This is a genomic window from Trinickia diaoshuihuensis (assembly GCF_003390925.1).
GTDB classification, from domain to species: domain Bacteria; phylum Pseudomonadota; class Gammaproteobacteria; order Burkholderiales; family Burkholderiaceae; genus Trinickia; species Trinickia diaoshuihuensis.
This window is the reverse complement of sequence record NZ_QUBS01000083.1, coordinates 83,190-96,844: the sequence shown is the minus strand read 5'-3', so window position 1 is coordinate 96,844 and position 13,655 is coordinate 83,190. Positions and strand designations below refer to the sequence as shown.

General features: G+C 62.5%; 15 protein-coding genes and 1 pseudogene. 6 read left to right on the top strand and 10 right to left on the bottom strand.

Annotated features, from left to right (window positions below; genetic code table 11):
• Positions 1–14: 14 nt before the first annotated feature.
• A complete protein-coding gene (locus DXT59_RS21785; RefSeq protein ID WP_116138984.1) occupies positions 15–1,181 on the bottom strand; it encodes an ABC transporter ATP-binding protein in 1,167 nt (388 codons plus the stop codon).
• Between the two features lie 252 nt (positions 1,182–1,433).
• Here DXT59_RS21785 and DXT59_RS21775 point away from each other — a divergent pair, with 252 nt between their 5' ends.
• From DXT59_RS21775 to DXT59_RS21750, 6 genes are all read left to right on the top strand, one after another.
• Positions 1,434–2,447, top strand: a complete 1,014-nt coding sequence (locus DXT59_RS21775; protein ID WP_116138980.1) for a LacI family DNA-binding transcriptional regulator — start codon at positions 1,434–1,436, stop codon at positions 2,445–2,447.
• Positions 2,448–2,800: 353 nt separating this feature from the next.
• Positions 2,801–3,772, top strand: a complete 972-nt coding sequence (locus DXT59_RS30990; RefSeq protein WP_205417464.1) for a protoglobin domain-containing protein — start codon at positions 2,801–2,803, stop codon at positions 3,770–3,772.
• Between the two features lie 4 nt (positions 3,773–3,776).
• Positions 3,777–4,163, top strand: coding sequence for an STAS domain-containing protein (locus tag DXT59_RS21765; protein ID WP_116138978.1), 387 nt, complete (start codon positions 3,777–3,779; stop codon positions 4,161–4,163).
• Positions 4,153–4,554 carry an anti-sigma regulatory factor gene (locus DXT59_RS21760; RefSeq protein ID WP_116138976.1) on the top strand — a complete coding sequence of 134 codons (402 nt, stop codon included), beginning with the start codon at positions 4,153–4,155 and terminating at the stop codon, positions 4,552–4,554. Before DXT59_RS21765 ends, DXT59_RS21760 begins: the two co-directional genes overlap by 11 nt.
• Positions 4,551–5,171, top strand: coding sequence for a SpoIIE family protein phosphatase (locus tag DXT59_RS21755; protein ID WP_116138974.1), 621 nt, complete (start codon positions 4,551–4,553; stop codon positions 5,169–5,171). Before DXT59_RS21760 ends, DXT59_RS21755 begins: the two co-directional genes overlap by 4 nt.
• Positions 5,168–6,529 carry a PAS domain-containing protein gene (locus DXT59_RS21750; RefSeq protein WP_116138972.1) on the top strand — a complete coding sequence of 454 codons (1,362 nt, stop codon included), beginning with the start codon at positions 5,168–5,170 and terminating at the stop codon, positions 6,527–6,529. The genes DXT59_RS21755 and DXT59_RS21750 overlap by 4 nt, the downstream gene beginning before the upstream one ends.
• Before the next feature lie 8 nt (positions 6,530–6,537).
• Here DXT59_RS21750 and DXT59_RS21745 read toward each other — a convergent pair whose 3' ends face one another.
• The 9 genes and pseudogenes from DXT59_RS21745 to DXT59_RS21705 form a co-directional block, all read right to left on the bottom strand.
• Positions 6,538–6,963, bottom strand: coding sequence for an anti-sigma regulatory factor (locus tag DXT59_RS21745; RefSeq protein WP_116138970.1), 426 nt, complete (start codon positions 6,961–6,963; stop codon positions 6,538–6,540).
• 19 nt (positions 6,964–6,982) lie between these two features.
• Positions 6,983–7,936 carry a DnaJ C-terminal domain-containing protein gene (locus DXT59_RS21740; protein WP_116138968.1) on the bottom strand — a complete coding sequence of 318 codons (954 nt, stop codon included), beginning with the start codon at positions 7,934–7,936 and terminating at the stop codon, positions 6,983–6,985.
• A 113-nt stretch (positions 7,937–8,049) separates the two neighbouring features.
• The gene (locus DXT59_RS21735; RefSeq protein ID WP_116139090.1) at positions 8,050–9,048 is read right to left on the bottom strand and encodes an aldo/keto reductase; all 999 of its coding nucleotides are present in this window, start codon (positions 9,046–9,048) and stop codon (positions 8,050–8,052) included.
• A gap of 79 nt (positions 9,049–9,127) precedes the next feature.
• Positions 9,128–10,108 (bottom strand): AraC family transcriptional regulator, encoded by a 981-nt coding sequence (locus DXT59_RS21730; protein WP_116138966.1) that lies wholly within the window; start codon positions 10,106–10,108, stop codon positions 9,128–9,130.
• Between the two features lie 69 nt (positions 10,109–10,177).
• Positions 10,178–10,372: pseudogene (locus DXT59_RS21725) on the bottom strand (porin); the annotation flags it as partial.
• Between the two features lie 24 nt (positions 10,373–10,396).
• The gene (locus DXT59_RS21720) at positions 10,397–10,753 is read right to left on the bottom strand and encodes a hypothetical protein (RefSeq protein WP_240324619.1); all 357 of its coding nucleotides are present in this window, start codon (positions 10,751–10,753) and stop codon (positions 10,397–10,399) included.
• A gap of 183 nt (positions 10,754–10,936) precedes the next feature.
• Positions 10,937–12,115: a chromate transporter gene (locus tag DXT59_RS21715; RefSeq protein WP_116138964.1), complete on the bottom strand. Its 1,179-nt coding sequence runs from the start codon at positions 12,113–12,115 to the stop codon at positions 10,937–10,939.
• Positions 12,112–13,089, bottom strand: a complete 978-nt coding sequence (locus DXT59_RS21710) for a chromate resistance protein ChrB domain-containing protein (protein WP_116138962.1) — start codon at positions 13,087–13,089, stop codon at positions 12,112–12,114. The genes DXT59_RS21715 and DXT59_RS21710 overlap by 4 nt, the downstream gene beginning before the upstream one ends.
• 87 nt (positions 13,090–13,176) lie before the next feature.
• Positions 13,177–13,644 (bottom strand): YbaB/EbfC family DNA-binding protein, encoded by a 468-nt coding sequence (locus DXT59_RS21705; protein WP_116138961.1) that lies wholly within the window; start codon positions 13,642–13,644, stop codon positions 13,177–13,179.
• Between the last annotated feature and the right edge of the window lie 11 nt (positions 13,645–13,655).

Genomic DNA, 13,655 nt, shown 5'->3' with positions numbered 1-13,655 from the left:
ACTGCATCGGTTTACTACGCGGGTATCAGTGTGTCTTGCGCTCGGTCGAGTACGATCGCGTTGCCTCGTTCGTCGAACAAGTGCCACGCGCCGTCGGCTAGATGGAACGCTTGACGGTCGCCGGGGCGCAACGCGGACGTGCCCGGTGCTTTAGCCAGCAGTGGCTTGCCCCCGAGCTGATCGAGGTGGACGTACGCCGCCTCGCCCAATTGCTCGACGAGCTGCACCGTGCGCACGATCGACCGCGTGCCGGCGGCCGCCTGTGCCTCCGGGGCCGCCGTCAGATGTTCGGGGCGAATACCCAGCGTGACAGGCTGTCCCGCCGAAAGGGGCAATCGAATCGCGCGGCTCGGCAGGATCAACAGCTCACCGCTATCGACGAGCCGTAATGCGATCGAGTGGCTGCCCGTCGATTCGATCGTGGCGGGCAAAAAGTTCATCCGCGGCGAACCGATGAAACCCGCGACGAACAAGCTTGCGGGCCGGTGATAAAGATCGAGCGGTGCGCCGACCTGCGCGATGCTGCCCGAGCGCGCCACTTCGTCGCCCGAACGCAGCAAGACGATCTTGTCGGCCAGCGTCATCGCCTCGACTTGATCATGCGTGACGTAGACGGAGCTTGCTTCGCGGAAACGGCTATGCAGCCGGGCAATCTCGATGCGCGTTTGACCGCGCAATGCCGCGTCCAAATTCGAGAGCGGTTCGTCGAAGAGAAAGACTTTCGGTTCGCGCACGATCGCGCGCCCAATCGCCACCCGCTGACGCTGCCCGCCCGAGAGTTCTCTCGGTTTGCGTTCGAGCAATGCTTCGAGTTGCAGGACACGCGCCGCCTCCACGACGCGGCGTCGAATCTCGTCCTTCGGCACACGTGCGATACGCAGGCCGAAGCCCATGTTCTCGAACACCGACATATGCGGAAACAACGCATAGCTTTGAAACACCATGGCCACGCCGCGCTCCGCGGGCGGCGTCTCGTTCATCCGCTGACCGCCGATACACAGCTCGCCCGTGGTGAGATCCTCGAGACCGGCGATGATGCGCAACAACGTGGATTTGCCACAGCCCGACGGGCCCAAAAAGACACAGAACTCGTGCTCGGCGATATCGAGGTTCACATCGCGCAGTACCGGTGCGTGCTGCCCGTACTGCTTCGAGACATGGCGCAACGAAATGGACGCCATTACGCCCTCCGCTCGTCAGACACCGTGCCAGTCATGACAAAATTTAAGCGCTTAAATTTCTGTCGCCAAAACGGGGCATAAACTCGTACCATGTCGTCTCCGCTGTTATGCAACGCTGCTGTGATGGAATGGAACGTAGCGCAATCGATTGGGGTTGCGCAACTTTTGGGAAACCGTCCCAGCATTTGAACAATCATCGCGCCAGGCGCCGCCATTCGCGCTTGCGCTTCTCGATGCCGGGGGAATGAGGTTGTGGTGACGCTTGCCGAAGTCGCACGCCGCGCGAAAGTCACGGGCGCGACGGTTTCGAACGTGCTGCGCAATCCGCAGAAGGTAAAGCCGGAAACCGTCGAGCGGGTCATGGCGGCGATCCGGGAACTCGGCTACCGGCCGAACCTGACCGCGCGCGCATTGGCGCGCGGGCGAACGTCCACGCTTGCGCTGATGCTGTCGAACATTACGAATCCGTTTTATCCCGAGTTCGTCCTCGCGGCCGAGCGCGAAGCGCGCAAACGCGGTTACTTCCTGCTCGTCTGCAATACCGACGATGACCCGGCCATTACGCGCGCGTACTTGGAGCAAATCGCCGGTTCGCTCGCATCGGGCGTCATCGTGATGAACACCGATCTCGGCGAAGGCGAGTTAACCGATATCGCGAGAAAGGGTATCGCCGTGGTGCTTTGCATGTGGGAACACGTACAAGCTTCGCGCGCGCTGCCTTGTGTCACGGTCGATTTCGCGGCGGCCGGCTCACTCGCGGCGTCGCATCTATCGGCGCTCGGTCATCGTAAGTTCGGTGCCCTCGTCGGCGCCGGTTCGGGCGGTCCGCAGACGATCCGGCTCAATGGCTTCGCCGCCGCGCTCACGGCACACGGTCATTCCGAAAAATCGCTCGTTCTCGCCCACGCGCACGACTCCATCGAGAGCGGATACGAAGCCGCAATGGAATTGATGCGCGCCAAGCCGGCCGTGACGGCGATTTTCGCGACGAACGACCTCATGGCGATCGGCGCGATGCAGGCCGCGGCCGATCTCGGCAAGCGCGTGCCGGACGATTTATCCGTAATCGGTCTCACCGACATTACGCTTGCCCATCAGTTTCGTCCGGCATTGACGACGATTCGGCTGCCCACTGCCGATATCGCGGCGCGATCGGTCGCATTGGCGCTCGAAATGGTGGAAGGATCGACGCCGGCCCAAGAACGCTATGTCGTGCGCGGGCCGGAGTTGATCGTGCGCCAATCTACCGGGCCGAGAAAACGGTGACCCTTATAAAGCAACATGCGGCAGCTTAAGAAAACATCATGAAGCTAAAGCCGGCCGTTCTGCGTAATCGCTCCATCCGGCATCAACCTTGCCAGTTCGTCAGACGTGACTATACTAAATTTCATCGCCCAATAAGCAGGTTGAAATAGATCGGTTCGATAGGGGATAGCGCCGCTTACAGCAATCTCGCTGTGGCGGAAATGAATTTGTATTGCATACCGGGGCGCCATTGACAGGCACCGCGGTTAACCGTCGGCATGCGCGGCAGTTGCCGGACGGCTATGTCCTATCTCCGAATCCGATGTTCGTTCCGGGGCACGCTCGCTCCGGACAGCAACCGAGGAGGTGCGCGCATGCCAGGCCAGGCCGAATCACGCGAATCGCTCGCGTTGATGCAACAAATGGGGCTCACGAGCGGCACGATCGAACGCCGCAAGCAGATCGTTGGACTCGCGCCCGCCGACCTCGCGCGCATCCAAACCATAAAAGAAGTCGTACTGCGGGAATTAAACGATTTCGCGGCGGCTTTTTTCGATCATCTCGCGGCGCTCGATGAGGCACGCACGCTGACCGCGAATCGCACCCTTGTCGAAAAAGCGCGTCAATTGAAGCTCGAGCATTTGCGCGGGCTAGTTTCCGGCGAGTATGGCGAGCGCTATGTCGAGCAGCGTATAGAACTGGGGCTACTTTATGCGGCAGCCGGACTCGACACTCGGACTTTCCTTGGCGCATTTCTCAGCCTACTGACGCGTATCGGCACTCGGGTCATGCGGCATGCCGAACGCTCGCCGATCGACGCCTTTGAAGCATTTGTTTCGCTTAAAAAGGTGGCGTTTTTCGACCTCGGACTCATTGTCGACGTCCTGGTTTTCGAGCGCGAGCGCGTCATTCGCCAACAACAGGACGCCATTCGCGAGCTTTCCACGCCCGTGCTCCAATTGCGCGAACGCTTATTGCTATTGCCGATCATCGGCGTAATCGATACGCACCGGGCGCGCCTCATTACCGAGAGCTTGTTGGAAGCGATTCGAACGAACCGTGCGAAAGTCGTCGTGATGGATATCACGGGCGTCGCGACGATCGACTCGCGCGTCGCGAACCATATTCTGCAAACGGTGACTGCCGCGCGTCTGATGGGCGCAAAGGTGATCGTGACGGGGATTTCTGCATCGGTCGCACAGTCGCTCGTCGCCCTCGGTATCGAACTCGGCGGGTTGGATACGGTCGCCGATCTGCAAGGCGGCATCGAGCTGGCCGAGCGTAATCTCGGCTACGACGTCAAACAAAGCGAGCAGGCCGACACGCTCGCAAACACGACGAGTTGAAACAGTGTCCGTACCCATCCTCAAGCTTGGCGACGTTCTCATTACGACCATTCAGTCGGCGCTGTCGGATCAAGATCTGATGCAGTTGCGTGACGACTTCGCCGAAAGCGTCGGGCGGTTTAGAAGCCGAGGCGTGGTCATCGATGTTACGGCGCTCGACGTGCTCGACTCGTTCGCCACGCGCACGCTGCGCGGCATCGCCTATGTCGCGAAGCTGCGCGGCGCCTCGACGGTAGTCGTCGGCATTCAGCCCGAGGTCGCGTTCGCGATGGTGCAATTGGGTCTCGACCTGGACGGCGTGGCGACGGCGCTCGATCTCGACGAAGGCCTCGACTACCTGCGCAATGGCAATAGCCCGACTGCGAGCAGGGGCCAAGGTCATGGCGGCTGAGATTCGCGTGCCGATCGAGGGCGAGGCGGACGTCGTCATCGCGCGGCAAAAGGGCCGCGAATTGGCCGCCGAGACGGGATTTTCGAATACGGACCGCACGCTCATCGCACTCGCGATCTCCGAGATCGCTCGCAACATCGTGAGCTATGCGCATCGGGGCGAAGTGACCATCAGCCAAATCAGCGATGGCGCGCGCAAAGGCATTTCGATCGTCGCGCAGGACGAAGGCCCGGGCATTGACGACATCGAACTCGCGATGCGCGACGGATATTCCACCGCCAAAAGCCTCGGCGTCGGACTACCCGGCACTAAACGCATCATGGACGAATTCGAACTCACGTCCGTCGTCGGCGAAGGCACGACCGTGCGCATGAAGAGGTGGCTGCGATGACGCTCGCAGGATCGCCCAGTCATTCCGTGATCGAGTGGGGATGGGCCGGCCGCGCACTCGAGCAAGTCTCCGGAGACATGCATGCCGTCGTTGAACGTGAGGACGGCGCGCTCGTCGCACTACTCGATGGACTCGGGCACGGGCCGGAAGCCGCGGCCGCAGTCAGCGCGGCAGTGCCGGTCATCGAAGCGCATGCCGGGTCCTCGGTGGCCGACCTCGTGCAACGATGCCATGATGCGATGCGCAAAACGCGCGGGGCGGTAATGAGCGTAGCGTGGTTCGATGCGTACGGCGCATCGATGGTATGGACCGGCGTCGGCAACGTCGATAGCCTGCTCATACGCGCCGAGCAGCAAGACTCGTCGCATCCTCAGGCAATCGCGGCGCGCGGTGGCGTGGTGGGCTACCGCCTGCCGCCGCTACGCGTCGAGCGTCACGCCGTGGCGCGCGGCGACACGCTCGTCATGGCGACGGACGGTATTCAGAGCTCGTTCGGCCAGGGCATCATGCTGCAATTCAGCGCGCAGGAAATTGCCGAGTTGATTTTAGCCCGGTATGCAAAGGGAACGGATGACGCCCACATCGTCGTCGCCCGCTACCTCGGGGCGCCGCCATGACCCGCGAGCTCGGCGCGCTGCGCGCCGCGTACCTGTCCGCTCTTCGCGACTACCTCGAACACGAAAGCGAGGCCGGCTTCGCCCAGGCGTATGAACTAGGGCGGCAAGCCATGATCGACGGAATGGGATTGCTCGACATGTCGGCCGTTCATCGAACGGCCTTGGATACGCTCGTGCTGCCGAGCCCGCCCGCCGATCAGCCGCGTTTGCTCGAGGCCTCGTCCGCGTTTTTCAACGAGCTTCTCGCACCGTTCGAGCTATCGATCGAAGGGTACCGCGCCGCGCTCGCGGCGAGCGAGGAACGATTCCAGCTTGCAGTTAGCGGCGCCATGGCGGGACTTTGGGATTGGAATCCGCAAACCGACGAGATCTATTTCTCGCCGCACTTCAAACGAATCATGGGCTACGAGGACAGCGAACTGCCCAATGAGCGCGAGGCCCATTTCGGCGCGATCGATGCCCGCGACGTGGAACACGTCACGCGATCGCTGACGTCGCATCTCGAGCATCGCGGCGTCTACGACGTCGAATACCGCATCCGTACGAAGGTCGGAGAAACGCGATGGGTGCAGTCCCGGGGCCAGGCGCTTTGGAATGACGCGGGCGTCCCCTATCGGATGGTCGGCTGGATCCTCGACATCACCGATCGCAAGCGCAACGACGAGGCACTGCGCACGTCGCGGGAGGAAATGCGGCGCTTGTCCGCACACGTTCAACACGTCAGGGAAGAAGAGAAAGCGCGGATCGCGCGCGAACTCCACGACGATTTGGGCCAACAGCTAACCGCATTAAAGATGGCCGCGTCGATGATGGAATACGGGCCGAGCGCCGGAAAGCCGCGACCGCCGCAGGAGGCGCTGCGCGGCATCTATGAGATGATCGACGAACTCGTGCGTTCCGTGCGGCACATCGCGGCGGACTTGCATCCTGTGATGCTCGACGACTTGGGATTGATTCCCGCGGTCGAAAACCTGGTCGATGAGTTTTCCGCGCGATATCGCATACAAGTCGTTCGACGGATCGAAGCAGACACGATCGCTTTCAAGCGTGAATGCAGAATCGACGTGTTTCGGATGGTGCAAGAGGCGCTGACCAACGTGGCGCGGCATTCGGGAGCAAGCGAGGTCAGGCTGGAGATCGCTCGCGAAGACCCGCATTGCATCGTGCGTGTCGTCGACAACGGACGCGGCGCGGTGCACGACGGCTCGAAGGGCCGTCATTCGTTCGGACTGCTAGGCATGCGCGAGCGCGCGGCGCTGCTCGGCGGCGAGATTCAAATCATTACGCAGCCTGGCGCGGGCTTCGCCTTGACGGCCATCTTGCCGCTCGCGTCCATCGAGGCGAGCAACGTGCGGTGAATCGGCCGTCATTCGTCGCGAGGATCGTTTTTCGCCCATTGCGTCATCGTAATCGTGACGCCGGCGCCGGGAGCCGATTCAATCGCGAATTCATCGACCAGGCGCTTCGCACCGGAGAGCCCTAATCCGAGACTGCCCGCGGTCGAAAATCCGTCCTGCATCGCGCGCGCGATATCGGCAATGCCGGGGCCTTCATCGCGCGCGACAGTGACGATGCCTTCTCGCATACCGTCCGTGACGGGCGCGAACGATAAAGTTCCCCTGCCCGCATGCACGACGATATTGCGCGCGATTTCGGTGACGGCGGTCGCCAATGCCCCCGCGCGTGCGGGGGTAAAGTGTAGGGCCGAGGCTAACTCAAGGGCAGTACGGCGCGCCCAGCCGACGTCGGACGCGTCGCTGACAAACACGTAGCTCTTGTCACCGGTGTTCATCTGGCCCGCCCAGATAGGCTCAGTTCGGGGCCGCGCGACGTTGCGCGGCGGCGAATAAATCGCGCAATGCAGAACGTTCTTGCTCGCTCAAGTAAGCGGCGCCTACCGGCGTGGCAAGCACGACACGCAGCGTCAGATCGCCGCGCGTGCCGTGACGATCCGAGAGTCCCTGCCCACGCAATCGGATGGCCGTGCCAGGGCCCGAATTGGGCTCGATCGTGACCGGCAACGCGCGGCCCAGCAGTTGGGCTTGATAGCTTCCACCTAGCGTTGCCGTGATGAAATCGACATCAATATCGCAAGCGATATTCAAACCGTCGCGCCGAAACGCCGAACTGCAAACGACCACGATCGAGAAAATCGCATCGCCCGCCGCGCCGCCGTTCGTGCCGGGATGGCCCGCGCCGTCGACTACCATACGCTGCCCGTCCCACGCGCCGGGTTCAACCTTGATCGTTTCGCACTTGCGCAAAGAAACCAGGCCTTTGCCGAAACAAATGGGACAGCGCCCGCGTGCGTGACCATGGCACTGACCGCACACGCCTTGGACCACGTAGCTGACCTCCACGTCGCCGCCATGAATCGCAGCTTCGAGCGGCACGAATAGCTCGGTCAGGCAATTCGCGCCGCGCAAAGGCGGCCCGCTGCGATGCCCGCGTGAAGGCGGCTCGGTCTGGCCGTGGCTTGGTTCGGATGTCTGTCCCCATGCCCACGTCCACTGCGGCGTGGGCCTCGGCGTAGGCGCGGACGTCGGCGTACGCGCGGGACTAGCCGGAATCGGCGCCTGGCGTTCGCCGATCAGAATCTCGAATGCCTCTTGGATACGCTTGAATACCGGTTCGACCGACGCTTCGCGCCCTTTATTTCGATCCGGATGATACTTCGCTCGGAGCCGCCGGTACGCGCGCTTGACGTCCGCCGGCGTCGCCGTGCCCGGCAGTTCTAGCCGCTTGTAATACTCGTCGAGGCTCACGCGCTCCTCCCCCTTGGTATTGCTCGAAGCGCAAGTCTACCAAGAAGATTCGACGGTGCCGAAGCGTCGACGTCGCGAGAAGATCGGAACGCACGCGGCAACCGACCGCCCGGCTATTTCTCACTGTCTATCATGCGCAACCAGGCCTCTGGATAGCGCGAGCCCACGACCGCGCTTGCAGGCACAGCCTGCGCCAGCGCTGCGACTTCGGCGGCATCGAGAGACACATCGAGGCTCGCGATCACATCGGCGAGTTGCGCGCGCGTGCGAGCACCCAGCGTCGGCACTGTCGTCACACCCAATGCTGTCCCCCGGGCGCGGACCCAGGCGATGGCCAACTGTGCCGGCGTGACGTTCTTCTGCAAGGCCACGTGGACCAGCGCGCTCACGAGCGGTTCGTTCTCTTTTGCCGACTCGAAGCGCGGGAGGTGCGCGCGGGCATCTCCTTCATCCTTTGGTCTCGCACCAGTTAGCAGGCCGCGCGAAAGCACACCAAAGGCGGTAACAGCGATTCCCAACTCCGCAAGCGTGGGAACGACCTTCGATTCGATGCCACGGCTAACGAGGCTGTGCTCGAGTTGTACGTCGCAAACGGGATGGACGCTGGCAGCGCGGCGAATCGTATCGGCGCCAATTTCGGAAAGCGCGATATAGCGGACGTACCCTGCCTTCACCAAGTCGCTCATCGCTCCCACCGTGTCTTCGATGGGCACGTTAGGGTCCAGCCCCGTCCGATAGATGTCGATATAGTCGACGCCTAATCGTGACAGGCTGTGGGCCAAGGCGTTCTTCACCGCCTGCGGGCGCGCGTCACGACCGAGGATCACGCCGTCCGGGCCACGTAGCGTGCCGAACTTAACGCTCAGCAGCGCCTTGTCGCGCCGCCCTTGGAGTGCCTTGCCAACCAGCAGTTCATTGCGCCCCATGCCGTAGAAGTCACCGGTATCGAGCAGGTTCACGCCACGTTCGAGCGCCTCGTGAATCGTGGCGATGTTCTCGGATTCATCGCTCTTGCCGTACCAGCTCGTCGCGCCCATGCCCATACAGCCCAGTGCAACCGGGAACACAGCGGGGCCGTTTGCGCCAAGCTTCACTTCAGGTTTCGTCGTCATAGGTTCGTCGTTTCGTGAGAGGGATGTCGACAAGATATCGATCGGAATGCAGACGCTCAAATCCGATCGCGTCGATCACTCATCGCATCGCGCCACGAACCTCGCGCCACTGTTTCGGCGTCTTGCCCTCCCAGACACGGAAAGCACGCGTGAAGGAATTCAGTTCCTCGAACCCCAGCAGAAACGCAATCTCGGCGATCTCGATGCGCGTCGTGCCGAGCAGGCGCCGCGCGGTGTGATGGCGCGTTTCGTCGAGCACCGCCTGGTAGGTTGTCCCGTGTGCCTGGAGGCGCCGCTGCAGCGTGCGCGCGCTGGTCGCAAGCTCATGAGCGACCTTATCGGCGGTGGGCCGCTCGCCTGACATGCATTTGGCAACGACTTCGCGAACTTCGTCGACGAAACCATTGCCGCGCTGTCTCGCTACCCGCGCGTCGAGGCTGGGGAGCAGCGTGCGGAGCAGGTCGGCGTTATGCGTGACAAAAGGCGTTTGCAGAATTGTTGCGTCGAAGACCAGCGCGTCCCTGCTCGCGCGAAACTTCAGCGGGCAGCCGAAGAAGCGCGCGAGCGTCGCTTCATCCGAACGCTCGCGTGTCAGCTCGAGGCGCTTGGGCACGAGCGCCTGGCCCGAGCCCCGCCGGAGCAGCACGAGCAGCGTTGCGGTCATGGCGTCGACGAGGCGCGGTGGCGGCGGCGTCGCAGCGTTCAACCAGACCGTCGAGACAACAACTTCCTTCGCAGAAAACGACAGGTCTAAGTCCTGCGGTCCACACAGACGCTTGTAGCGCGCGAGCTTTTCGAACACGGTTCGCACGTCGGGCGAGTGCAGCGCCGCGAGCAACGACAGATCGTACTCGTGCACTGTCGCCTCCGCGGCAAGTCGAATCCCGATGTCCGGCGGCGACGCCGCACCCAGCGCCTCCCAGAATGCGAAGTAGCGAGCGGTGTCCACTCCACCCGATGCAGGCACATGTGCTCTCGCCATCGCCTGGTCGACATTTGCCCCCAGGCGCAAGAGGCGCGACAGGACGGCGGGCCGCACATGAATGAGGTCGGGATTCATGCCCCGAGTGTACGGAAAAACGCTCCCCGCGCGCCAATCCGATTACGCCATTCGAAGCGGTGGTGAAGCTCAGAACCGATGTCGAATGCCCAACGTAGCCGCCACTTGGTTCTGATTGGACGATGCGGCCAATCCGTTGATATCGGCCACGGACAGCGCCGAGCCGGCCGCCGCGCCGTAAGCGTGGTGATAGACGCTCTCGAGATAGACGTCGGTGCGCTTGCTCAACGAGTAATCGGCCATCAACGTGAGTTGGTGCCACTTCCCTTGACTTTCATGGCTTCGCATTTAATGCGATGCGGTCGTGGAGGAAGATGAAAAACGAAAGAGGCCGAATTCGGCTTCGGGAAGCGCGCTCATGATAAGCGTCATGGCTTCATGCACGCGCCGCGCATGCAAAACGACCTGAAGACTGGCGCAGTCGCGCCGCTTGTCGATGACCGCGGTATAGACGTCCAAGCGCGGGCCCAACGCCTGGTGCAGCATGCGCCGCACCGTCGAAAGCTCGCTGCTCGCGATGCGAATCGTCATCGACACCGTGCGCGTTTCGGTCGCTTCATCGCCGACAACCGTGTTTCGCTGCGCCCGCTTCGCACGACCTGTCAATACGGTACCGGCAATTCCCGACGCAGCATTTTCATTCAATGATCTCATCGTACCGACGTCCGCCGTCGATCTCGCTTGGAGCCGTGGACGTTATCTGTCGAACACGCGATCAGTCTATGGTAAAGATTAAAAACGCCGAGCAAAAATACAAGCTAAGCGCGTTAAAAATCCATAAAACACCAACAAGAAGATTCGACGGCGATCAGCCGTGCATTCACGGCCTCATCGATGAAGCAACGGGTACGCCACGAGCCCGAAGAGCGCGGCCGCAGTGACGATAACCGGCTCCTGCAGCTTCTTGAAGCGCCACAACAGCAAGACCGTTGCGACGGCAAGAACAACGGTCGGAATGTCGACGATGGAGCGTTTCGCGATAACGAGCACGGAACCGGTGATCGCCCCGACCGCCGCCGCGGTGATGCCGTCCACGAACGCCTTCACGCTCGGCAGATGGCCGTATTTCTTTACATACGGTGCGGGGATGACGGTGAATAGATAACACGGCAGAAACGTGCCGAGCGCCGCGACGATCGCTCCGGGAAGCCCCGCCACGAGATAGCCGATAAAACCGACGGTGATAACGACGGGCCCCGGCGTAATCATCGCGACCGCGACGGCATCGACGAACTGCTTGTCGTTGAGCCAGTGATGCTCGGTGACGACGCCGCCATAAAGAAACGGCACGATCGCAAGTCCCGAACCGAACACGAAGGCACCGGCTTTCATGAAGAAAGCGCCGATCTGCACGAGTTGCGGCAGATCGATGCCGCTCAGCAGACCACTGGCGGCCGGCAGATTCGCGCCGGCCAGCACGTTCAATCCGTCCTTGTGCAGCCACTTGGGTGGCGCGCGCCAGAGCCAGCCGATGATCCCACCTGCGATGAACAGCCACGCGATTTCAGATTCCGTGACGAACGTGACGATCGCGAGCGCCAGGAAGATCGCCCAAAGCAGCTTATCGCGGCCGACCGTTTTCGTCGTCAGCTTGTAGGCGCTCATGGCGATGATGCCGACCACCGCGGCACCGACGCCATAAAAGACCGCCTGCATCCACGACAACCCGCCGAAGTGCGCGTATGCGAACCCCAGCGCGAGCACCATTAAGAACGACGGCAGGACGAATGCCAAGCCGACCAGCGTCGCGCCTAAAACGCGATAGTGAACGAAGCCCAGATAGATCGCGAGTTGGGCCGCCATCGGCCCCGGCGCGAGCTGGGCCAGCGTCAGACCTTCCTTGTAGTCGGCCTCGGTGATCCAGCCTCGGCGCTCGACCAGATCACGACGCATGTAACCCGCGAGCGCGACCGGGCCGCCGAAGCCGAGCGTGCCGAGGCGCAGCATATAGGCGACCAGTTGGCCCAGCGAATAGGTCGGCGCTTCTGCGGCAATGGCGGTAGTCATGACACTGCTCCGGTCTCGCCCTTTGCGGACGACGAAAAATGCGAGTACAAGGCGTCGAGCACGGCGCTCATCTGTTCGAGCAGTTGATCGTCGCTGTCCACGCGCTGACGCGTGCCCGCCATCACGGCTTCGAAACCGGCCGCTTCCGGTGCGGCGGCGCCGCCTATGTCGAGCGCGTGCACGATCTCGCCGAGCCGCATCAGCGCGGGGTCGCTCTCCAGTCCGAAGCTGGCCAGCAGCACCTCGAAGGTCACGCGTTCGCCGACGTGCGTGAAGGCTGCGCCATCGAAATCGAAGCCAAGCGCGTCGAGCGGACAATCCGACGGAGACGCGAGCCAGACGAAGTTCGCTCGCACGTCGATGAAACGGCGGATCAGCCACGCGCTGGCGACGCGATCGATCCACATCCGCCGGCGCGTCGCCCAGGTGCGGCCTTGGTATTCATCGATCGCCAACGGGCGGATCGCCCGCTCCGCGGCGTGCGGCTCGCCTGGCGACAGCACCGTATCGATCAGCGCCGTGAAGTCTTGCAGTTCGGCTTCAGCCCTCGTGGCGGAATCGCAGGGGAAATAGTCGATCGCGCGAATGGCGTCGAATTCCTTGCGCAGCCGGCGCAGTAGCCGGGCGAGTTCCGTGGCGTTCAGCCCCGCAAGCGTCTTGCGCGCGTCGGCTAGCGATCTCGTGAAGGCCGCGTAGTCGTCGGCCCGATCGAACAGTGCGCGAAATTCCTGTTCCTGCGATGGGTTCAAGCTCGGCGCGCGCAACAAATGGGCGGTGCCGCCGCTTTCGGTAATCGCGCCCGCGAACTCGCGCAGTGCCTCCTCGTGCGCCTCGGTGTAGGGGAGCAGGTAGACGCCGTCGCGCAAGACGGCGCAGCCCTTCGCCTTCAACGCGCGCCAGAACCGCATTCGGGCCGTCGCGTTTTCCGTAGGCAAGGTTAGGACGAGGATGGTCCAAGAGAGCTTTGAATCCATGTAGTGAATCCTACTTCATCGTAGCGATTACTACAAGGAAGCATGAACACGGTCTGCGAACTAATGCCGCCCGGGGCATGCGTGGATCTAAGGGCTCCGCTTTTCCGCGTCGTTGCCGGCATTGCGGTTCGGCAGAAGCGTCAATCGCAGGCGCAACGGCTGCAGCATGTCGCGCGGCGGCGCCGTCAGCGGACCGGAACCGGTCAAAAGGTGCCGCAATGCAGCGTCGGCGACCGGTTGGCCCAGCGTGTCGAATTCAACGTGCGTGACTGCACCGGTCGGATCGATCCATGCACGGACCACGATCTCCGGCCGCGGCGTATCGGCCGTCGCATTCTCCGCCCGATCCTCGAGATATGCGTGCAGCACGTTGGCCGCACGACTGTTGCCGTCGAGCCACCCCTGAAACTGACCGCCGGCCAATTGCGCGTAGCTCAGCCATGCCTCCGGTACCTCGTCCAATTGCGCGCTGGCGGGCGCCCCCGTCATGAACGCCCATGCGGCGAGAAGCGCCGTGACGGGCCCTGTTGCGCGATACCGCCGCTTTGTTTGCATCACCCTCTCCG